Origin of the sequence: Rhodococcus ruber (assembly GCF_016804345.1) — a bacterium.
In the GTDB taxonomy this organism is placed as follows: domain Bacteria; phylum Actinomycetota; class Actinomycetes; order Mycobacteriales; family Mycobacteriaceae; genus Rhodococcus; species Rhodococcus ruber.
In genome coordinates, this window is sequence record NZ_CP044211.1 from 2,105,604 (window position 1) to 2,126,520 (window position 20,917).

The 20,917-nt window shown below is 69.7% G+C and carries 19 protein-coding genes; 5 read left to right on the forward strand and 14 right to left on the reverse strand.

From position 1 onward, the window contains the following. Window positions 1–110 precede the first annotated feature (110 nt). Complete coding sequence (locus F1734_RS09900) at window positions 111–1,031, forward strand: phosphodiesterase (RefSeq protein ID WP_006933091.1); 921 nt, start codon at window positions 111–113, stop codon at window positions 1,029–1,031. Here F1734_RS09900 and dmpG read toward each other — a convergent pair. From dmpG to F1734_RS09915, 3 genes are read right to left on the reverse strand one after another with little or no spacing between them, the layout of a single operon-like run. Beyond that, window positions 1,028–2,050, reverse strand: coding sequence for a 4-hydroxy-2-oxovalerate aldolase (gene dmpG / locus F1734_RS09905; protein ID WP_203011571.1), 1,023 nt, complete (start codon window positions 2,048–2,050; stop codon window positions 1,028–1,030). The genes F1734_RS09900 and dmpG overlap by 4 nt on opposite strands. Continuing rightward, entirely contained in the window at window positions 2,047–3,024 is a 978-nt protein-coding gene (locus F1734_RS09910) for an acetaldehyde dehydrogenase (acetylating) (RefSeq protein WP_203011572.1), read from the reverse strand. The genes dmpG and F1734_RS09910 overlap by 4 nt, the downstream gene beginning before the upstream one ends. Beyond that, window positions 3,021–3,842 carry a 2-keto-4-pentenoate hydratase gene (locus tag F1734_RS09915; protein ID WP_119699593.1) on the reverse strand — a complete coding sequence of 274 codons (822 nt, stop codon included), beginning with the start codon at window positions 3,840–3,842 and terminating at the stop codon, window positions 3,021–3,023. The genes F1734_RS09910 and F1734_RS09915 overlap by 4 nt, the downstream gene beginning before the upstream one ends. Before the next feature lie 170 nt (window positions 3,843–4,012). Here F1734_RS09915 and F1734_RS09920 point away from each other — a divergent pair, with 170 nt between their 5' ends. Together F1734_RS09920 and F1734_RS09925 are read left to right on the forward strand one after the other, a co-directional pair. Continuing rightward, entirely contained in the window at window positions 4,013–4,795 is a 783-nt protein-coding gene (locus F1734_RS09920) for an IclR family transcriptional regulator (protein ID WP_048773041.1), read from the forward strand. A gap of 117 nt (window positions 4,796–4,912) precedes the next feature. Further along, window positions 4,913–5,857: a DUF1214 domain-containing protein gene (locus F1734_RS09925; RefSeq protein WP_017680458.1), complete on the forward strand. Its 945-nt coding sequence runs from the start codon at window positions 4,913–4,915 to the stop codon at window positions 5,855–5,857. Between the two features lie 71 nt (window positions 5,858–5,928). Here F1734_RS09925 and F1734_RS09930 read toward each other — a convergent pair whose 3' ends face one another. From F1734_RS09930 to F1734_RS09980, 11 genes are all read right to left on the reverse strand, one after another. Beyond that, entirely contained in the window at window positions 5,929–7,419 is a 1,491-nt protein-coding gene (locus F1734_RS09930; RefSeq protein WP_010592294.1) for a stealth family protein, read from the reverse strand. Between the two features lie 287 nt (window positions 7,420–7,706). After that, window positions 7,707–8,495, reverse strand: coding sequence for a hypothetical protein (locus tag F1734_RS09935; RefSeq protein ID WP_203011573.1), 789 nt, complete (start codon window positions 8,493–8,495; stop codon window positions 7,707–7,709). Between the two features lie 49 nt (window positions 8,496–8,544). Then, on the reverse strand, window positions 8,545–9,327 hold the full coding sequence (locus tag F1734_RS09940; protein WP_040275759.1) for a hypothetical protein: 783 nt from the start codon (window positions 9,325–9,327) through the stop codon (window positions 8,545–8,547). Beyond that, window positions 9,320–11,593, reverse strand: a complete 2,274-nt coding sequence (locus F1734_RS09945; protein WP_203011574.1) for a TPR repeat domain-containing protein — start codon at window positions 11,591–11,593, stop codon at window positions 9,320–9,322. Before F1734_RS09945 ends, F1734_RS09940 begins: the two co-directional genes overlap by 8 nt. Beyond that, window positions 11,590–11,937 (reverse strand): hypothetical protein, encoded by a 348-nt coding sequence (locus tag F1734_RS09950; protein ID WP_010592290.1) that lies wholly within the window; start codon window positions 11,935–11,937, stop codon window positions 11,590–11,592. Before F1734_RS09950 ends, F1734_RS09945 begins: the two co-directional genes overlap by 4 nt. A 65-nt stretch (window positions 11,938–12,002) precedes the next feature. Continuing rightward, a complete protein-coding gene (locus F1734_RS09955) occupies window positions 12,003–13,139 on the reverse strand; it encodes a DUF3322 domain-containing protein (protein WP_203011575.1) in 1,137 nt (378 codons plus the stop codon). After that, window positions 13,136–16,435 (reverse strand): ATP-binding protein, encoded by a 3,300-nt coding sequence (locus F1734_RS09960; RefSeq protein WP_203011576.1) that lies wholly within the window; start codon window positions 16,433–16,435, stop codon window positions 13,136–13,138. Before F1734_RS09960 ends, F1734_RS09955 begins: the two co-directional genes overlap by 4 nt. Then, entirely contained in the window at window positions 16,432–17,031 is a 600-nt protein-coding gene (locus tag F1734_RS09965) for a DUF4194 domain-containing protein (RefSeq protein WP_010592286.1), read from the reverse strand. The genes F1734_RS09960 and F1734_RS09965 overlap by 4 nt, the downstream gene beginning before the upstream one ends. After that, entirely contained in the window at window positions 17,028–18,539 is a 1,512-nt protein-coding gene (locus F1734_RS09970) for a DUF3375 domain-containing protein (protein WP_203011577.1), read from the reverse strand. Before F1734_RS09970 ends, F1734_RS09965 begins: the two co-directional genes overlap by 4 nt. Window positions 18,540–18,636: 97 nt before the next feature. Continuing rightward, on the reverse strand, window positions 18,637–19,269 hold the full coding sequence (locus F1734_RS09975) for a DUF3558 domain-containing protein (RefSeq protein ID WP_203011578.1): 633 nt from the start codon (window positions 19,267–19,269) through the stop codon (window positions 18,637–18,639). Continuing rightward, window positions 19,266–19,598 (reverse strand): hypothetical protein, encoded by a 333-nt coding sequence (locus F1734_RS09980; RefSeq protein ID WP_203011579.1) that lies wholly within the window; start codon window positions 19,596–19,598, stop codon window positions 19,266–19,268. Before F1734_RS09980 ends, F1734_RS09975 begins: the two co-directional genes overlap by 4 nt. 240 nt (window positions 19,599–19,838) lie before the next feature. Here F1734_RS09980 and F1734_RS09985 point away from each other — a divergent pair, with 240 nt between their 5' ends. Together F1734_RS09985 and F1734_RS09990 are read left to right on the forward strand one after the other, a co-directional pair. Further along, the gene (locus tag F1734_RS09985) at window positions 19,839–20,138 is read left to right on the forward strand and encodes a helix-turn-helix transcriptional regulator (protein WP_203011580.1); all 300 of its coding nucleotides are present in this window, start codon (window positions 19,839–19,841) and stop codon (window positions 20,136–20,138) included. Between the two features lie 136 nt (window positions 20,139–20,274). Then, entirely contained in the window at window positions 20,275–20,886 is a 612-nt protein-coding gene (locus tag F1734_RS09990; RefSeq protein WP_203011581.1) for a CBS domain-containing protein, read from the forward strand. Window positions 20,887–20,917 lie beyond the last annotated feature (31 nt).

Genomic DNA, 20,917 nt, shown 5'->3' on the forward strand with positions numbered 1-20,917 from the left:
GTTCGCCGTCGCGTCGACTCCGGGGTGCCCAAGGGCAACCCGAACCCGTTCGACTATGGTCATACTCGACGTGTGCCCCTGAGCACGTCGGCGAACGGAAGTGAGAGATCATGGGCAGCCCTCGTGGGGCCGAGCGAATAGCCGAATACCCGAGGCCCTCGCACACCCTGCTGCACATCACCGACACCCACCTGGTCGGCGGAGACGAACTGCTCTACGGGACAGTCGACGCCGACGCCCGGGTGCGGCAGATTCTCGCCGATATCCGCGCGTCCCAGGTACAGCCGGACGCGCTCGTGTTCACCGGCGACCTCGCCGACCGCGGCCAGCCCGACGCCTACTCGAAGCTGCGCGGCCTCGTCGAGCCTGTCGCGCAGGCACTCGGCGCGCAGATCGTGTGGGCCATGGGCAACCACGACGACCGCGCCACCTTCCGCGAACTGCTGCTGGATCAGGCGCCGTCCACCGGCCCGATCGACCGCGTATACGACGTCAACGGCCTGCGCATCATCACCCTCGACACCTCGGTGCCCGGCTTCCACCACGGCGAGATCTCGCAGGAACAGCTGAACTGGCTGGCGCAGGAACTCGAGACGTCGGCGCGCTTCGGCACCATCCTCGCCATGCACCACCCGCCGGTGCCCAGCGTGTTCGACCAGGCCGTGCTCGTCGAGCTGCGCGACCAGGCCGGCCTCGCCGAGGTGCTGCGCGGCACCGACGTGCGCACCATCCTCGCCGGGCACCTGCACTACACCACGACCGCGACCTTCGCCGACATCCCCGTCTCCGTGGCCTCCTCGACGTGCTACACCCAGGACCTCAACGTTCCGGCCGGGTGCCAGCGCGGCCACGACGGTGCCCAGGGCTTCAACCTCGTGCACGTCTACCCGGACACCATCGTCCACTCCGTGGTGCCGACCGGCAGCTACATCACCACCGGCCGGCCGTCCACCGCGGAGGACGCGGCCCAGCGTCTCGCCGAGGCCGGAATCCGCATCCCCGAGAACCCGGACGTCACCGTCCGCGTCTAGGTGCGCGCCGCACGTTCCCCCGACAGGTCGAGCGCGATGTCGACGATCATGTCCTCCTGCCCGCCGACGAGCGCGCGCCGCCCGACCTCGAGCAGGAGGGTGCGCACGTCGATGCCGTAGCGCTCGGACGCGGCCTCCGCGTGCCGGAGGAACGAGGAGTACACGCCGGCGTAGCCGAGGGTGAGGGTCTCCCGGTCCACCCGCACGGGCCGGTCCTGAAGCGGCCGGACCAGGTCGTCGGCCGCGTCCTGCAGCGCGAACAGGTCGCTGCCGTGGGTCCAGCCCTGCAGGTCGGCGACGGCGACGAACGCCTCGAGCGGGCAGTTGCCGGCGCCGGCGCCGTGCCCGGCCAGGGAGGCGTCGACGCGGGTGACCCCTTCCTCGACGGCGACCACGGAGTTCGCCACCGACAACGACAGATTCTCGTGGGCGTGGATCCCGAGATCGGTGCCCGGATCGAGCACGTCCCGGTAGGCGCGCACCCGCTCGCGTACCCCGTCCATGGTCAGCCGACCGCCGGAGTCGGTGACGTAGACGCAGTGCGCGCCGTACGACTCCATCAGTTTCGCCTGCCGCGCCAGCTCCGCGGGCGGTGCCATGTGGCTCATCATGAGGAACCCGGAGACGTCCATGCCCAGCTCGCGGGCCGTCGCGATGTGCTGGGCCGAGACGTCCGCCTCGGTGCAGTGCGTGGCCACGCGCACCGAGCGGACCCCGAGCCGGTAGGCGTGCTCGAGCTCGCGGATCGTGCCGATCCCGGGCAGCAGCAGGGTGGTCAGGCGCGCCCGGGACACGTTCGCGGCCGCGGCCTCGATCCACTCCCAGTCGGTGTGGCTGCCCGGTCCGTAGTTGAGGCTCCCCCCGGCCAGGCCGTCGCCGTGGGCGACCTCGATGGCGTCGACACCGGCCGCGTCCAGCGCGGCCACGATACGGCCCACGTCCTCCGGGGTGATGCGGTGCCGAACGGCGTGCATCCCGTCCCGCAGCGTGACGTCCTGGATGAACAGTTCGGTCGTCATCGGGTGGCCTCCAGTTCTGCCGCGCGTGCGGTGTCCGTCTCGGCGGCGGCCTCCGCGAACCGCAGGGCCGCCGAGGTCATGATGTCGAGATTGCCCGCGTACGCGGGCAGGTAATGGGCGGCACCCTCGACCTCGAGGAACACCGACACCTGGTGGGTGGGGGTGGCCGGGGCGCCGTCGGCGAGCAGGGTATGCACCGGTTGCCCCTGCGGGACCGGGGTGATCTGCACCTGCTGCTTGAGCCGGTAGCCCGGCACGTAGGCGGCGACGTCGGCGACCATCCGCTCGATCGACTCCCGGACGGCGTCGTGCACGACTGCGCTCGGCTCGGAGATCAGGCAGAACACGGTGTCCCGCATGATCAGCGGCGGCTCGGCCGGGTTCAGGACGATCACCGCCTTGCCCCGGGCCGCCCCGCCGACCGACTCGATCGCGTGCGCCGTCGTCTCGGTGAACTCGTCGATGTTCGCGCGGGTGCCGGGTCCGGCGGACTTCGACGCGATGGACGCGACGATCTCGGCGTAGGCGACGGGCGTGACGCGCGAGACCGCCGCCACGACGGGAATGGTTGCCTGCCCACCGCAGGTGACCATGTTGACGTTCGGGGCGTTCCGGTGGGCGTCGAGGTTCACGGCCGGAACGACGAAGGGGCCGATCGCTGCGGGGGTGAGGTCGATCAGCCGCTTGCCGTAGGGTTCGAGCGCCCGGGCGTTGGCCCGGTGCGCCTGCGCCGACGTCGCGTCGAACACGAAGCCGACCTCGTCGAAGTTCGGCAGGCCGATCAGGCCCGCCACGCCGTCGGCGGTGGTGGGGACACCCAGCCGGCGGGCGCGGGCCAGGCCGTCCGAGTCGGGGTCGATGCCGACCATGGCGCCCATCTCGAGGTTGGTCGAGTTCCGGATCACCTTGATCATCAGGTCGGTGCCGATGTTGCCGGAGCCGATGACGGCCACCTGTGTTCTAGGGGTGCTCATGCGTTGTCCTCCTGGGTGAAGGTCGCGGTCACCGAGCCGAGTCCGGTGATGTCCGCGGTGACGGTGGAGCCGGGGTGGACGGGCGCCATCGGCCCGAGGGCCCCGGACAGGACGATCTGCCCGGCGCGGAGCGGTTCGCCGAACCGGCGGGCGGTGTCGGCGAGCCACGCCAGGGCCCGCAGCGGGTCGCCCAGGCAGGCCGCGCCGTTCCCGGTGGACGCCGCCGCGCCGTCGACACGCATCTGCATCTCGGTGTCGATCGGTTCGAACTCGTCGAGCCGGCGGCGCCGGGTGCCGAGGACGAACAGCCCGGACGAGGCGTTGTCGGCGACCGTGTCCCCGAAAGTGATGTCCCACACTGCGATCCGGCTGTCGACGATCTCGAGGGCGGCGACGGCGTAGTCGACGCTGTCGCGGATACGCCGGTCGTCGAGCGGGCCGTCGGTGAGGTCCTGCCCGAGCACGAAGGCGATCTCCGCCTCGACCTTCGGTTGCAGCAGGCGCTGGAAGGGCACGGGTTCGTCCTCGGTGTACTGCATGTCGTCGAACAGGACACCGAAGTCGGGGCGGTCCACGCCGAGTTGCCGCTGGACCGCCGGTGACGTGAGCCCGATCTTGCGACCGACCACACGAGCCCCGGCGGCCGTGCGTGCGGCGTTCAGTTTCGTCTGGACCGCGTAGGCACGCTCGATATCGGTGCTGCCGATGAGGTCACGCACCGGCGTGCAGGGCGTGCGGGTCTGTACCGCGTGGTCGAGTCGGACGAACGCCGCATCGACAGCCGGATCGTCCGTCGCGGCGGAGGGCGGAGCCGGCATGCGGTCGGTTCCTGGGGAGGGGGTCATGGCGGTCCCGGAAGGTCGAAGGGAATGGACCTGTCCACTGTCACCGGGCGGCCCGGCGCCCGGCCAGCGTGGCGTTCGACTCAGTGGAACGTACAGTGGCGGATGACCCGAACTGCCAGGTCACCGGACGAAAGGGGAATGCGGTGGGCGCTCCCGGCGACGCGCAGATCGACCCGAACACCGTGCTCGGCAAGGTCGTCACCGTGCTGTATGCGTTCACCGTGGACGACCACGGGCTCAGCCTCGCGGAACTCGGCCGACGCACCGGCATCCCCAAGGGCACCCTGCACCGGCTGCTCTCGGACCTCGTCAAGGTGCGCCTCCTCGACCGCACCCGGGCCGGCTACCGGCTGAGCGGGCAACTGTTCGAACTCGGCATGCGGGCGTCCACCGAGCGCAGCCTGATCGAGGTCGCCACCCCGTTCCTGGAGGACCTGTACGAGCGGACGCACGAGACGGTGCACCTGGGCATCCTCGAGGGCACCGAGGTCGTCTACATCGCCAAGATCGGCGGACACCGGCAGGCCCGCTCCCCGTCCCGTCTCGGCGGCCGAATGCCGCTGCACTGCACGGCCATCGGAAAGGCGCTCCTCGCGCACTCCGATCCGGAGATCATCGACAGGGTGCTCGCCGAGCCACTCGAACGGCGCACCCCGAAGACGCTGTCCGGGCCCGGACTGCTGCGCGCACAGCTCGAACGCATCCTCGACGAGGGGGTCTCGTACGAACGCGAGGAATCCGCGATGGGCATCACCTGCGTCGCTGCGCCGGTGCTCGACACGGACGACCGGCCGATCGCGGCCCTCAGTGTCACCGGTCCCGTGGCCCGGTTCCATCCCGAGCGGCACACCACGTCGGTGCGCGCGGCCGCAGCCGGGGTCGCCGCCACCCTCGCGCGCCGCGCGCGGATGGCGGAGCCGGAATGAGACGGGCCGCATGTGCCCGGCGGCCGGCCCGGCAGTCCCCGCTGGGGAATTCCGGTCCGTCGCGGAGGCGGACGAATCGGACAGCGCGCGGAGCGTGCGTCGTCTAGGCTGCCGCGCATGACATCGGTGAATGTGGACAATTTCGTTCGCGCGGAGACGGATCGGATGTTTCTCGATCTTCAGCGGGACGCCGGGGGCATCAATGTGCTCCGGCACAACCGGGAGCCCGCCTCGGTCGAGCAGCAGACGGTGATCCGGATGAACCGCGACACCCTCTACAGCCTCGCGATCGTCGACACCTCGGAGGGCGCGACCCTCACCATCCCCGACGGCGGTCGACGGTACCTGTCCGTGATGGTGGTCGACCAGGACCACCACGTCGATCGGATCCTGCACGACCCGGGAGAGCACAGGCTCACCGCCGACGAGTTCCCGACACCGTACGTCGCCGTCGCGGTGCGGATTCTCGTCGATCCTTCCGATCCGGACGACGTGCAGGCCGTGGCCTCGCTCCAGGACCGGTTCCGTCTCGACGCCGGGTCGTCGACACCGTTCACGGCGCCCGACTACGACCGGCCGAGCTTCGACGCGACGCGGGAGGCGCTGCTGGCGCTGGCGCGAGGACTGACGGGTTTCGACCGGATGTTCGGCGCCCGAGGTGAGATCGACCCGGTCCGGCACCTGATCGGCACCGCCGCCGGCTGGGGTGGCCTGCCGACCACGGAGGCCGCCTACATCGGCGTCGATCCGGGACTGCCGGTCGGCGAGTACGAGCTGACCGTCCGCGATGTGCCCGTCGACGGGTTCTGGTCCGTCTCGGTCTACAACGCGCAGGGCTTCTTCGAACCGAACGCACAGAATGCCTACAGCGTCAACAACATCACGGGCGTGCCGAACGCGGACGGTTCGATCACCGTCCGATTCGGGGGCGGCGGCGATGCGGACCGTGCCAATTACCTTCCCGTCACGGAGGGGTGGAACTATCTCGTGCGCCTGTACCGCCCGCGCCCGGAAGTCCTCGACGGAAGCTGGACATTTCCCACCCTGTCGAACGGGCGGTGACCGGATTCGCGTTCCACCCGGCCGCCCCGCGGAAAGCGGGGCGGCCGGATCGAGGGGCTACGCGGTGCGGGTCACGACCGTCCCGGGTAGTCCGTCTCCCACGGCGCCGGGATCGGGTAGTACCGCTCCAGGAATTGGGTGACCTTCGCGGTGCGCAGCTCGAGGTCGACCTCCGGTGTGCTGCCGTCGTTGAGGCAGAACAGGTCGGTCGTCCGCTTCGCCAGCAGCGTGTCCAGTTCCCGTAGCCCCGACCTCACCGTCGTGTCGACGTACTTCACCCGCGCCGCGGTCTGCTGCACCGCCCGGCCGGTCATCAGCGCGTAGTAGTGGTAGAAGGAGTTCGTCACCGAGATGTTCTCCGCGGCCCGGAACGTGCTCGCCGCCGTGGCCGCGAACTCGTCCGCGAACTCCCGCTCCATCTCCGCCATGATGCTCTTGCGCAGCGGCACCGGCGTGTGTTCGAGGTGCCGGGTGATCGTCACCCCGAACCGCTCCTCGAGCAGCCGGCGATTGACGCGGGCCGCGTTCTCGAAACCGCTGCGCTTCTTGTGGTTCCGGCCCAATCCGATGCGGGTGTCCGCCTCGATGAACTTCGTGACCCCACCGGCGGAGAAGAACATCTGCGGATCCACCGGGCGACCGAAGAACATGTCGTCGTTCGAGTACAGGAAGTGCTCGGACAGACCCGGGATGTGGTGCAGCTGGCACTCGACGGCCTGCGAATTGTGGGTGGGCAGCACCGACCGGTCGGCGAAGAACTCCTCGCTGCGCACGAACGTGACCTGCCCGTCGTCGGCCAGCCAGTCCGGCCGGTCGGAGTCGGTCGCGACGAAGATCCGCCGGATCCACGGCGCATACATGTGCACGGAGCGCAGCGCGTACTTGAGCTCGTTGATCTGCCGGTAGCGGGCGGGGGAGTCGTCGCCCTCGCCCACCACGTAGTTCTGCAGGCGTTTGGCGCGCTCGGCCTGCCACTCCTTCGACGAGCCGTCCACCCACGAGAACACCAGGTCGATCTCGAACGGGACGTCCGACGGGTGCGCCGCGAACATCCCCTCGATGGTCGGCCACGTCTGTCCGTAGCGCTCCACGGTGCCGCGCGTGACCTCGTCGCGCAACACGCTGCGCCGGGTCAGCGCGTTCTCCCTCGGCAGGAGGATCTCGTCGTCGGTGTGCGACCACAACTCGATCTGCACCCCGTTCGACGCCCCGTACCGCAGGCCGCTGGTGAGTTCCACCCGCGGCCGGAACAGGCGGAAGATCCGGGCCTTGGAACTGCGGGAAAGCCGGCCGTCCGCGACGAGCACGGGACGGTGCCGTTTCGCACCCACGGTCTTGGAGTAGAACGGCTCGTCGGTGCAGGCGCCGACCAGCGCGGCACGCAGCTCCTTGCGGTCGGCCCAGTCCACCGCCAGGACCGGGCGGGTGCCGTCGCCGCGGACCAGTAGATAGTCGATGCCGGCGTCGTCGAGGACCCGGCGCACGAACTGCAGATCCTCGAGCATCGCCTGGCGCGGCGTGGTCGTCGAGATGGGGATCGCGTAGCGGTCCCGGAACCACACGATGTGCGGGTGGCCGTGCAGTCGGGGCCGCTCCGAGGCGAGCGGGGGAGCATCTCCGACGCTGTGGGGCAGGGAGACGAGATGAACGGTGTGGGGGGCTGGCGTGTGCGTCGGAGTGCTCCTTTCCTGTGAAGGGAATTTCCCGGGCGAGAACCCGGGAACGAGAAGTTCGATTCTAGTTCACTATTGCAACTTCAGGCACATCGTGAAGGCGCGGGTGGTGAGGCGTCTCCGGAATCGGTGGCCTGTGCGGGGTCCAGTTTCGGGACTGCGGCGTTCGTGGCGACTCAGCCGGCACTCGCCGGTCCGATCCATTCGGGGTATTGCTGGGCGACGGGCATGGTGGGTGGTTCGAAGCCGGGGGGTGGCGAGAGCAGGCCGTCGTGGAGTTCGAAGGTGGGGAAGCGTTCGTGCCACCACGCCGTACACGTGTCCGGTATGACCCAGTTCGGTCCCCCGGTGCGGAGCTGGACGATCTTCCAGGTGCCGAAGACGTTCCAGTCGGGGGCGATGGCGGCGCGGGGATCGTGTCCTTCCGGGTCGGTGTCGGGGATACCGGCCGCGCCGGGTGTGTCGACAGTGTTGCGCAGGGTCACGGCCCACACCCACTTCATGGGATCGAAGGAGAGGTTGAGCCCGGGTTCGGTTTTGACTCGGTATTCGCATACTGCTGCCGTGATCTCCGAGTTGCCGGCAGACAGCATCGTGAGATGGTGAAAGTACGTGGCTCGCCACGGTGGTGGATCGACGCGACTGGGACGTACCAGATGAGCCCACACCTCGCCGTGGTCGAAATCGTACGGTGCGCCGATGGCGTCGAAGTATCCGGGGAATGTGAACTTCGTACCGTAGTTGAACGTGCGAAGTCCGGATTCGACTGCGGCGCGGACCAGTTCGGCGCCGCGACCGAAAAGGTCGATGTCGGGGTCCGCGGACCACACGTGCGTGTACGCGACCGGCGGCTCGGGAACGGGAACCGGACGTGGATCGGTTGGGCTGTCGGTGCCGCAGCCGGTGACTGCGAGTAGGGCAGTGGTGACGACGGCAATGACGCGCCGCCGGCGCGGTGCGTTCATCGGGGCCCTTCGCTGTTCGCTGGCGGTGCGGCGGTGCCGCGTTATGGGTTCAACCGGCATTCGCCGGTCCGATCCATTCGGGGTATTGCTGGGCGACGGGCATGGTGGGTGGTTGGAAGCCTGGGGGTGGCGAGAGCAGACCGTCGTGGAGTTCGAAGGTGGGGAAGCGTTCGTGCCACCACGCCGTACACGTGTCCGGTATGACCCAGTTCGGTCCCCCGGTGCGGAGCTGGACGATCTTCCAGGTGCCGAAGACGTTCCAGTCGGGGGCGATGGCGGCGCGGGGATCGTGTCCTTCCGGGTCGGTGTCGGGGATACTGGCCGCGCCGGGTGTCTCGGCAGTGTTGCGCAAGGTCACCGCCCGGACCATTCTCAGGGGATAGACCGAGTACTCTTCTCCCGGTTCTGTGCCGACGCCGTACTCGCACACGGCTCCAGTGACTTCCGTGGCCGTCGCCGACAGTGCCGTGAGATGCATGAAGTACGTGGCTCGCCACTGTGGTGGATCGACGGGACCGGGGCGTACCAGATGATCCCAGACCTCGGCGTGGTCGAAATCGTACGGTGCCCCGATGGCGTCGAGGTATCCGGGGAATGTGAACTTCGTACCGTAGTTGAACGTGCGAAGTCCGGCTTCGACTGCGGCGCGGACCAGCTCGGCGCCGCGGCTGGACAGGTCGATGTCGGGGTCCGCGGACCACACGTGCGTGTACGCGACCGGCGGCTCGGGAACGGGAACCGGACGTGGATCCTCCGGCGCGCGGTCCCCGCACCCGGCGGTGAAGGCGAGCAATGCGACGCATCCCAGGGCCGACAGCCGTGTCTCAGCCATTCGTGCGCACCACCGTGTCGTAGGCCTCCTGCATGGCCGTCTCGTGCCCGTCGGTCGGGTTGCCGTACTCGTTGAACGCCTCACGCAACATGGCATGTCGCACCTCCTTGTCCGATTCCGAACCGACGATTTCGTCGTACGGCTCGAGCCGACCCGCCTCGTCGAACAGGTTCCGATGGTGGGCACGGATCGGTACCGGCACCTCCGGCGCGGCCGCAAGCACGTTGTAGTACTGCCGCACCAGGTTCGGGCCCGTGAGCTCGGCTGATTCCTCCGTGCCGGGCTCCGGGCCGATGTGCAACTCCTTCAACGGATCACCGCCTGCTTCGTAGAGCGTCGCGATGTACTCACCGCCGGGGAACTTCTCCAGGCCGAACGCGCCGAGGGCAAGGACTGCGTCGTAGGCGGCGGACTTGCGGTCGTAGATCGCCTGCTGCCGCTCGGTCTCGTCGTGGAAATCGTCCTGGGTCGACAGCATCAGCCCCCGGTCGGTCAGCCCCAGGATGCGACCGGCCGTCGAGAGCTCCGCCGTCGTGCCCGAGGTGTACGGGTTCTGCGCGTACCGGGTCTCGGCCGCCACAACGGACGCGAATGCACTGCCGGTGAAATGCGTGCCGGCCTCGGGATCGGTGTTCATCGCGGCGAAGACGTTCGCCGAGCCGCGATAGCTGCTGTTGTCCTTCGGATCCGCCCAGTCGCCGACGTCGAATCCGGGCCGATCCGCCTGTGGGGATCCCGCCAGGTCGGGAATGTAGGGGCTCAGGCCGTGCGAAACCGTTCGCAGCAGATCAGGATTCAGCTGACCCACCGACTGCCCGTCGGTTTCCGGGATGGCGGACAACGTCTTCCACGCCTCTCCGGAACTCATCGCGCCCGCGACGGCGGCCATGATCGCGCCGTGACGGGTCGCTGCGGCGACGTCGGCGGCGTTGTGAGGATCGTCGACCACTCCGTCCTTCACGTCGGCGCGGAACAGCGACGACACCGCCGCACCGTCGTCCGACCAGTCGTGCACCAGTACGTTCTGCACGAAATCGGTGCCGTGCTCAGGGTCGGTGACGGCCTGTTCGACCGCGATGCGGTCGTCCGCCACCGCGGTGAGGATTCCGGCCGTCAACGCACCGTCGCCCGTGCCGCGTCCGTCGACGGTGAAGAACTCGAAACTGCGGTTGGGGTCCTGCGCGAACGCGACCTGGGCGTCGAGATATCGGCGACCGACATCCAGGAGATCCCGGTCGAGCGTGCTGCCGGACCGGTACACCGCATCGCCCTCGGCCACGATCCCGGCGACGGCCTGGTTGTCGGCGACGCCGTTCAGTTCGGTGCTCGTGTAGGTCGTGCCGCCGATCGTCCGGAAGCCGTGAACAACCAAATCGTCGCGGTCGAGTGCCGCCCGGATCCCGTCCGGTAGCAGGTCCGCCCCGCCACGCGGGGCGATGTCACCGTCGGCGACGGCGACAACGACGTTCTCGGTGGAGACGATCTGCAGCGCGTTGGCCAGCGCGCTGCGAGCCCCGGCCGGCAGTCCGGCCATGAGGTCGGCGATCTCCCGGGGCGTCCTGCCGTCCAGGGACCGGCTGAGGGCCACCAGGTACTCCATGTGCGACGACGGAATGGTCGCCGCCGCGCCCGCGCGCAGGGCGTCGACCTGTTCCGGTGTCAGCGCACCGGCTTCGAGTAGGCGCCGCAGCGCCTCCGGCGTCACCGATCCGTCGACCAGCCGCGCGCCGTCCGCGTGCCCCTGGTCCGTGCCGAGCGCAGCCACCGAGGTGAAGTCGGCTCGCAGCAGAGCCCGCGCGGCGCTCAGTTCCTGCTGCAGCGCCCGGTCGGCGTTCTCGACGGTCGACACCGCCTCGGCCAGGTACGCCTGCAGGCCGGCTCGGGCCGCTTCCCGGTCCGGGTCCGGCGCCGGATCGCGCACCGTCAGGTCCTCGCCGACGACGAACCCTTGGGCCTCGGCGTCGAGGATCGTCGCCCGGGCGCGCTGGAGTGGCGCGTCGACCTCGTGAAATCCCTGTTCGAGCCGACGAGCGAGCGTGTCGAGCCGATCGACCAGGGCGACGACGGTCCGTCTGTCGGCCGCGGCGCGTTCCTGCGCGGCCTCCGCGGTACGTCCCTCCCAGTACGTGCCGCCGACGTCGGTGACGGCGGCGACGTATCGATCGAACAGCTCCTCGATCCGGCCCCCGGCGTCGCGCCACGCGCGACCGATGTCGTCGAGTTGTCTCGGATTCCATTCCCGAACCTGCCCCTTGGTCAGGGTCATGCCGGATCCTCGTCGACGCGCCAGTCGCCGGTGGCCGAGAGATAGGCCGAGACCAGTCGCGTCGCCGACGTGTCGTCCTGGTCGCGGTACTCGCGCGCGGTGGCGCGCATGACGTCACCGGTCTCGCCGAGACGCTCCGCGAGCGCGGGAATCAGGGCACTGTCGACGATTTCCTGCGAGAGGCGAGCCGCCTCCAGTACCGACGGCATGAGCGCGTCCAGGGCCGGCGCATACGGTCCCGCCGCCGGACCCACGCGCAGCCGCGACGCCTCCGCGGCCAGGCCGTGCAGTCGTCCGCTCAACTCCTCGAGACGCGCCACATCGGCGCGCAGTTCCCCCACCATTCGTCCCCCCTACGAATCGACGCGGGGACTCTAACACCGGCGTGCGACAGGCTCGACGTCCGCGGCTACAGTGCCGCGAGATGCGCGACGACGTACGGCCACGGGATCCGCTCCTGCTCGAGCCGAAGCCCTTCCGTGCGCACCGCGTCGAGGGCGTCGCGTTCCGGCCCGGTCAGGTGCGCGGGCACGTGCGGAGCGGGGGATGCCTCGGGCACGGCGAGGTCACGCCACCGCTCGACAGTGCCGCGGTCCATGAGCAGGCTGCGCACGTGCGGGAGGTGGCCGCGGAGCCGGTCGAGGATCGCGAAGCCATGCGTGTCCAGGTCGCCCCAGTACACGACGTCGGAGGCGGCGAGCCACGGCACGTCCGCCAGTTCGTGCACCGCGTAGCCCCCGCCGTGCACCGCCACCGTCGCCGGCAGCTCCGGCAGCGCGTGCAGACCCTCCTTGTTCTCGAGGATCAGGGTGCGGGCCGGTGTCACCGGCAGTGCCGCCAGCTCGTCGAGCGACGTCGCGAAGATCCGCGGCGCCGCGGGCAGCAGCGTCCGGTCGCACACGGCCACCTCGCACATCCGCGGCAGCGACCGCACTCCCAGGTCGCGGTCGTCGCGCACTCCCTCGAGCAGCGTCTCGACCAGACCGCGGTGCCGCGACACCCATTTGGTGTCGACGCCGGGCACCGGCAGCTGACGGATGAACAGCCCCGACGACGGATGCTCGGCCAGCCAGCGCACAGCCGCGACGAGCCGGGAGAAGTCCGGCTCGTCCAGCTCGAGCCAGCGGGCATGCGTCGCGGCGATCGCGGTCGCGAGCGTCGCGGTGCCGGGGCCGAGTCCGTCGAGCAGTCGCGCCTGCCGTTCGGTGAGGGTGCGCCACTCGGGCGCTCGTGCGGCCGCGGCGGCGATCTCGGTCGCGCCCGAAAGTATTAGGCGCATCGGCACTTCCTGCGTGCCGAAGCTCGGCCAGCGCCGCGTCTCCCACTCGACCTGCCCGGCACCCGGATAACCGTGCCAGGCGCGCACCCACGCCACGACGGCGTCGGGATCCTGCGCGACCCGCCGCTCGGACGGCGGATGCAGCCCGATCGACAGCGAATCCGATTCGGCCGCAGCGGGATCGGTGACCCATCGGGTGCGACGGCTGCGGTACGCGGCCTGGGCCTTACCGGCGACCTCGGACGGCGGCACGCACAGTGCGCTCACGTGCCGTCCCCGCGGATCGGCAACAGGGCGATCTGCGAGTAGCGCTTGTCGCGGATGCTCACCGCCGCCACGCCGTCGATGTAGTCGTCGAGAGTCTGCAGCAGCTTGAGCGGAGTGGCGAGCACCATGTGGAACCCGAACTGGGTGAACACGTCCAGCGCCCGCCGCGTGTACGCGGGGTCGGCTCGGTCGAACGCCTCGTCGAGGATCACCGTGCCGTAGCGCGGCAATTCCTCGCCGGCGGCGGCCAGCTGATAGCGCAGCGCGGCCGCGAGGCAGAAGAACACCAGCTTCTGCGCCTGCCCACCCGACAGGCCGGAGCTCGAGTCGTGATAGTTGGCGTCGTGGCCCTCCGGGTCGACCTCCACCCCGATGAATCCGACGTGCAGGCGGGTGTCGAGCACGAGGCGCTTCCACCGCAGGTCGGCGGGCTCGCCGGAGTCGAGCCGTTCGAGCACCGCCGCCATCTGTTCGAACCGTCGCTCCGCCGCGGCCCGGTCCTCCTCCTTCCACGCGCCGCTCGTGATCTGCAACAGCTCCGCCAGGAACTCCGACGCGGCGGGGGAGCGCCGGTCCTTGACGTCGATGCGCAGGATCCGGTCGGTGTCGAACGGCGAGCGGCGCAGCGATTCGTTCACCGGCTCGATACGTGAGCGGATCTCACCCGGAGCCTTACGGATCGCGCGCGCCAGCTCCCCGATGTTGCGGTGCGACTGCTCGCGCAGCAGCCGGAAGAACTCGTCCTCGTAGGCGGGCAGGCCGTCGCTGCGCAGCCGGGCGAGCACCGCGAGGGCGTCGTCGATGTACTCGGCCTCGGAGCGCATCTCGGCGCGCCGCGCCTCCCACTCGGCGAGGTAGCCGGTGAGGATGGCGGTGATGCGGCGCTCGGCGTCCGCGGTGTCGCGTTGCGCGGACCGCATCTCCTCGTTGATCGCGCGACCCACCGTGCTCAGGGCCCGGTCGATGTTGTCGACGGTGACGCGGCGCACCGCCGCGGCGAACCGGGTCCGGATGCGCGCGAAGATCGGGTCGGGCACCGCGGTGCCGGCGTGGGCCTGCGCCTCGTCGAGCCGCGCCTGCACCCGGGTCAGCTCGTCCCGGTGCTGTTCGAGCTTGGCCAGCGCCGCGGTGTGCGCCTGCCGGGCGGCGCGTTCCTCGCTCTCGGCGCGAGCCAGATCCGCGGTGAGCGTGGCGTATTCGGTATTGCCCTGCATCCACTCGCGCAGCCGCTCCTCGATCGCGTCCACCGCGTTCCCCGCCGCCGCGACGTCGACGTCGGCCCACGCGGACTCGCGGATCACCGCGGCGGCCTGCCGGCGCAGCTGGATCCCGGACTCGGCACGCTCGAGAGCCTCCTGTCGCCGTTGCAGCGCGTCGACGTCGGTCTCGGCGTCGCCGATGCGCCGGCGCAGGTCGGCGAGCTTGGCCTCGTTGTCGAAGCCGAGGACCCAGCGGCTGCGGTCGTCGATGCGCCGCCGGTCGTCCTTCTCGTGCCGGTCACCGCCGTGCTTGACCTGCCCGGCCCGGGTCACGCCCCGAGGGACGCGGCGCAGGTCGTCGGCGGTGTCGACGCACGCGTAGTCGAAGCGGTCCGCCAGCTGGTGCTGCAGCCACGCGGCGAGCGGGCCGGGGCGCACCTCGAGCTTGCGGACGAGCGAGCCGTCGGCGGTGGTGGGTGCGTCCGGCGCGCCGACGCCCGTGCGGACCCGCCGGTACACGAGGCGGGCGCCGAGATGGTGTGCGTCGACGGCGGCGGCCACCCGCGGATACAGCTCGTCGGGCACCAGCAGGGTGCGCCCGAATCCGCCCAGGACCCGCTCGATCGGACCCGTCCACTCGGCGTGCTCGGCGCGCACCGCGATCAGCTCGCCCGCGAAGTGCAGGGCGTCCTCCCCGAGTCCGGCCGCCGAGCACACCAGTTCCCGGGCGCGCAGCAGGTCGGGATCGAGGTTGGAGCGGCGCCGGGCCAGGATCTCCCGGTCGGCGATCAGCGCGCGGATCGTCTTCCGGCGTTCGGCGAGCGCACCGGCCACCTCGTACAGTTCGGCCCTGCGCGCATCGGCGGTCGTGTCGAGCTCGCGCAGTTCCCGCTCGAGCTGGGCCTGCAGATGCGCGAAGTCGTCCGCGGTGGCCGGTGTCTCCGCCTCCCAGTGGGCGAGGGCGACGTCGAACCGTCTGCGTTGCTGGGTGATTCGTTCGAGGGCGGTCTCGGCGGTCTCCTTGTGCACGCGGAGGGTCGCGAGCCGGCCGTCGCCGGCGCTCTCGGCGCGCACCCGCAGGTCGAGGGTGCGTTCGCCGGCGCGGTCGGCCTCGTCGGCGGTCTTGTCCGCGGCGGCCTGCAGCAGACCGGTCTGCGCGCGCGTCTCGTCGAGCCTGTCGCTGAGCAGGTCCACCGTCATCCGGGCGTGCACCGCGTCGAGGTGATCGGTCTCGTCCTGCAGGTCGTGCTGGGCCTGCAGCCCGGTGCGGCGGGCGTCGGCCAGCGCGACGAGCGGCTCGAGCGTCTCGACCTGACGTCGGGCGTCGACGACGACGCGATGCGCCTCGCGCAGCTCGCGGAACTGGGTGGTGGCCCGTTCGGCCATCGCGAACGTGGGCGGCTCGTCGAGCATGTAGTCGCGCAGCAGCTGGTCGAGGCTGTTCAGGCTCTTCGCGGACAGCGTGCGGTGCAGCAGCCGCTGCGCGGCCTCCGACGAGATGCCGAGCTTGGACCGGAACGCGCGCGCGAACGGCGCGTAGCTGGGGTTCACGACCGCACCCGGCCAGCGCTTGCGGATGCCCCGGGTGTCGATGCCCCGCGCCACGAACGGTTCGAGGTCGGTCAGCTCCACGTCGGTGTCGAGGATCAGGTGCAGGTGCGAGATCTCGTTGTTGGCGTTGGCGCCCCGGCGCAGGTGCATGAGCTTCACCAGGGTCACCGGGGCCGTGCCGTCGGCGGCGTCGTACGTCAGTGCGACCGCGCTCCACGTCGCGCCGGTGCGCAGATACGAGGCGGTGAGCGCGTCGGTGTCGGCGTCGGCCTCGCGCCGCCACGCGCCGCGGATGTAACTGACGAAGTTGCGGCCCGACCCGGCCGCCGACTCCTGCGCGGCCGCGTTGAACCGCACGCTGCCGCCCGGCATGAGCACCGTCGAGATCGCGTCGATGAGCGTCGACTTGCCCGAGCCGGACGCCCCGGTGATGAGAAAACCCTTGCGGGCCACGGGAATGTCGTGATGCCCGTGCAAAGTGCCCCAGTTGACCACCTGCACCCGCGCGAGCCGGAACTGGCCGGGGTGGACGGGTGCGGCGCTCACGGCGCGTCCTCCTCGACGATGCGCCGGAACTCGGCCTCGACGGCGGCGACCTGATCGGCGTCGAACAACTGTCGCAAGACCGGAGAGACCTCCATCCGGCCCTCCGTGGACGTCGACGCCAGCAGCGTGTACTTCTTCAACTTCTCCCACGACGCGTTGACCCGTTTGCGGAAGCCGGCCGGATCGGTGCTCGTCGCCGCGCGGTACATCTCCAGCTGCCCGGCCACCTCGTCGAAGTCGACGATCACCCGCTCGCCCGGCTGGGCGCGCAGCAGCCGGTGCCGCAACGCCAGCAGCATCACGGTGTCCATGAACGTGAGGCGCTCGGTGCGCAGCACCGTCGGGGCCTTGTGGTCGCCCGTGTCGGCGGGGCGGGTGAACGCGAGCTGATCGTCCTCGTCGACGACGAGATCGAGGAACACGTCCGCGAGCCGGGACCGCAGCACCCGCTCGTCGCGGATCACCGTCCGCCACACTTCGGGGTGCTTGTCGGCGGTGACGAGCGGTCCCTTGAGCAACTGGACCAGCGCGCGGCGGGTGTCGAGGTCGAGTTCGCCGGTGTCGCCCGGATACGTGCGGGTGGTCGATTCGGTCATGACGCGTCCTCGGTGATGCGGGCGGTGAACTCGGTGTCGGTCGGGTCGAACAGGTGCCGGCGCACCGTCGCGACGCGGGTCGCGCCCGACGGGGACGTCCACGCGATTTCCTCGGTGCCGTCGACGCGGTGACCGTGCTCCGCGGCGAGCACCAGCAGGCCGACTGCGCTGGCCAGTCCCTGCGTGGCGGGATGATCGCGCAACACGTCGCCGATCGTGGCGCTGCCGCGGGAACGGAGCGTGGCGGCGACGTTGCCGGCCAGCTCGTCCATGTCGATCTCCGATTCGCGGACGATGCGGCGCAGCTCCGCGAGATCCACCTCGCCGACCGGCTGCGTCACCACCGGCTCGGCCACCAGGTCGTCGGCCGGGTTGTGCAGCCGCAGCGCCGCCACCGAATCGATGCCCATGCCGACCCGCACCAGCTCGAGGTCCAGCAGGTCGTATGGTTTGCGGCGTTGCGCCACCTGCAGGGCCTGCTGCTGGGCCGAGCGCAACAGCCGCTGCAGACGCCGGTGCTCCTCGTAGTGGCGGGACTGCACGAAGTGGCGCAGCGAACGCGACAGTGACGTCATCGTCGCGTGGACCTCGCCGCCCGCGTCTTCCATCTCGGTGAGCAGAGTGCGGAACCGGTTGCGTTGCTCGGTGGTGAGCTGCTGCGCGAAGGGGCGTTGCAGCACCGCCTCGATCCAGTCGTCGAGCTGCGACGACCGCTCCGGATCGATGATCATGTCGTAGAAGCCGGCGAAGCTGCGGCCGGCGTCGGAACTGCCGATCAGATCGACCCCACGGAACACCTCGCCGAGGGTGTCGCCACGGTCGCCCTCGTCGTCGAGGATCCGGGCCCGCAGCTCCCGGTTGAGCGCCTCCAACTCGGCGCGCACCCGCGCGAAGTCGCCCGGGATCTCCCCGGCCAGCGCCAGGATCTCCGCGGACCGTTCCACCGCCCGGTTCCCGTCCAGCACGGGAAAGTCCCCGGATTCGACGGCGGCGATCTGCCGGTCCAGCTCGTCGCGCTCGGCCCGCAACGCCGCCAGGCGACTCTCGCTGCGTGGATCCGAGTTCCGCGCCAGCGCCTGGAGCTGGCTCGACAGGGTGGTCAGCCGCGACTCGGTGACCGAGCTGGTAGCGGTCGTCAGGCCCGCGACGAACGTGAGCGCGGCGAACGTCGCCTCCGTCGGCTCGAGGGTCTCCTCCCGGGCGTCGGCGCTCGCGCGGCGCAGCAGGTAACCCGCGCGCACCCAGTCCGCACAGTAGGCCTGACCGGTGCGCGGCAGCTCGAAGCCCTCGTCGCGCAGTTCCTGCAGGTCCACATCGAGGCGGGCGAACAGCTCCGGGGCCGGCAGCCGTCGCGTCCCGCGGTCGAAGTGCCGGCCCAGCAGCGCCAGCACCGCAGCCGCATTGTCCGACCGCAGCAGCGCCCACGCCGGGTGCTCCTGACGCAGACGCGCCAGGCGGTGCAGGTCGGCGGTGGACACGACGCTCCCTCCGGGATCGGGTTCGACCATGCTGACACATGGCGCCGACAGCGTCGCGGGCGTGGGTCGGCGAACTCGGGCGGGTTCGAGTTCGGCTTCCGGGGGCGAATGCAGACGGGATGCTAGGTCAGCGGGTGTGCGACTCGAAGTCTTCGAGGACGGCAACAATGCGCTCGGCGGTGTCTTCGAGTCCGGTACACCATTGCGATTTGGACAGGTACTCGACTTCGGAACCGAAGACCACGAGGAGGAAGAGGAGGACACCGTACGTCGTTTCGATGCTTATGTCGCAACTCTCTGGAAACGACTGATTGGTCTTCAGGAGCGCACGCCGACCGGCAATGTCAATGGGAGTGACGTCGTCCCCGTTGTCGGCGGATTTCTGCAGTTCCACCGCCCAGTCGAAGTTGGCCGACATTACCGTCAACTTATAGGTGTCGAGTCCGGGAATTCGGAGAGCTCCGTCGTAGGAACATCCGAGCATCGTGTAGTGGGTAGCAGCGAAGTCGGCGTTGGTCTCGGAGCTCGGGTCATATCCGGCGGCAGCAAGCACGTGGTCGGGGATATCGAGGCACGGATCGAAGTCGACGAGCGGTCGGTCGGACTCGTCCGTCAGACGCGGCACTCGAGTTGTGGTGGTCGAGTGCGACGGGGTTTCGCCGATGGAGACTGCGGTGTGAGTGGGGGCGGTGCAGCCCACGAGTGCCGCAGTGAGCACCAGAACACCCGCCGTCGCACCTATCGGGCGGCGTGAGGTCACAGCTCGTCCTGGCCCAGAGCGCGCAGTTCGGCGGTCCGGCGGTTCTCAGCATGGAGGAATCCCTCGCCCCCAGCAGAGAATGTGTCGCGCATGCCCTCGAGTACCGCCGCAAACTGTTCGAGCCGTTCGTATAGTGAGTCGGGCGTACCGTGCGCTTTGCGAATGAAGCCGGCACGAAGGTCTTCAGCTGATCTGAAGCCCCCGAAACTTGGTGCGGCGGTAAGCTTCTTTGCTTGTTGCGCGGCCTCTCTCAGCGTCTCGAGCATGGTGTCGCAGATGGCGATGATCTCCTCGATCGTCTGCGGATCCAAACGAAGTCCCTCGGCCATGAATCCCCCCGGTATCAGTTGGCCCGGGCACTGTACCCCACCGGCTGCCAGACGAGGTGGCACGCTCGCAAGCCGTGGCCGAGGCACCGGGCTGATGAACTCGACGCGGCACTGGCGACCGACTGCCCGAACCGACGTGCGTGGTGATCGAAGTGAAGACGACGACAGCGTCGCCTCACCACTCCGAACCTTCTATCCTGAACGTCAATACGTGAATTGCATCGGACCTATGGTGAGGGCATGACTTCGAGCGCATCCGACGGCCCACCGCGTCGGCACTGGACCTTTCTGACCAATCACACCCACGTGCTGCTGTGCCTGACCGAGGGCACGGAGTCGACCGTGCGCGAACTCGCCCGCCGGGTCGACATCACCGAACGGGCGGTGCAGATGATCCTCGCCGATCTGGTCGAGGAGGGCTACGTAACCAAGACCCGCGTCGGCCGGCGCAACACCTATGCCGTGAATCCGCAAGGCCGACTGCGCCATCCGCTCGAATCCCACCACACCGTCGGAGAACTTCTGGCGGCGCTGCGCTGACCGCGCCTCCGGACTTCGTGGGCAAGGCTGCGCTGCAAACTGCGGACGAGACTCTATACATGATTTATATTTCGTGCTTTACTTTTCCTATATAGTTTCGTCGATTCGGGTCCTGCACCCGGGAACGAGGTGTCCCATGCGAGTACGCGACGTGATGCACCGACCGGTCGCCACAGTCCACCAGGGAGTGCCCGTGACCGAGGCTGCCGTCCCGTTGGCCGAGCAGGGGTACGCCGCCCTGCCGGTCCTCGACGACCGGGAGCGCCTCGTCGGGATCCTCACAAGCGGTGATGTGCTGCGCGGCACGATGTCCGAGGACACGCGGACGGTGGCCGAAGTGATGACTGCCCCCGCCGTGGCGGTCGCGGCGTACCAGGACCTGGCCGACGCCAGCCGGTTGCTGCTGAGTCGGGGACTGCGCAGCATCCCGGTCGTCGAGGACGACGGACACGTGGTGGGCATCGTTTCCCGCGGGGACCTGCTGCGGCTGTTGCTCAAGCCCGACGAGGCCATCGGAGTCAGCGTCCAGCGCCGCCTCGACGACTACACCGGCGCCCGACGCTGGCGTGCCGAGGTGTCGGGCGGCCGCGTCACCATCCGGGGCTTGTTCGCCGACGAATCCGAACGGCGCATCGCGATCGCTCTGGCCCGCACCGTACCGGGCACCCGCAGCGCCACCACCGCCGCACCCCGACAGACGGACGACGACCCACGCCCTGCCGCGAGCTGGAACTTCGACGATGCCTGACCCGCACCGGGTTTCCGGTCTCGGCGTGGCG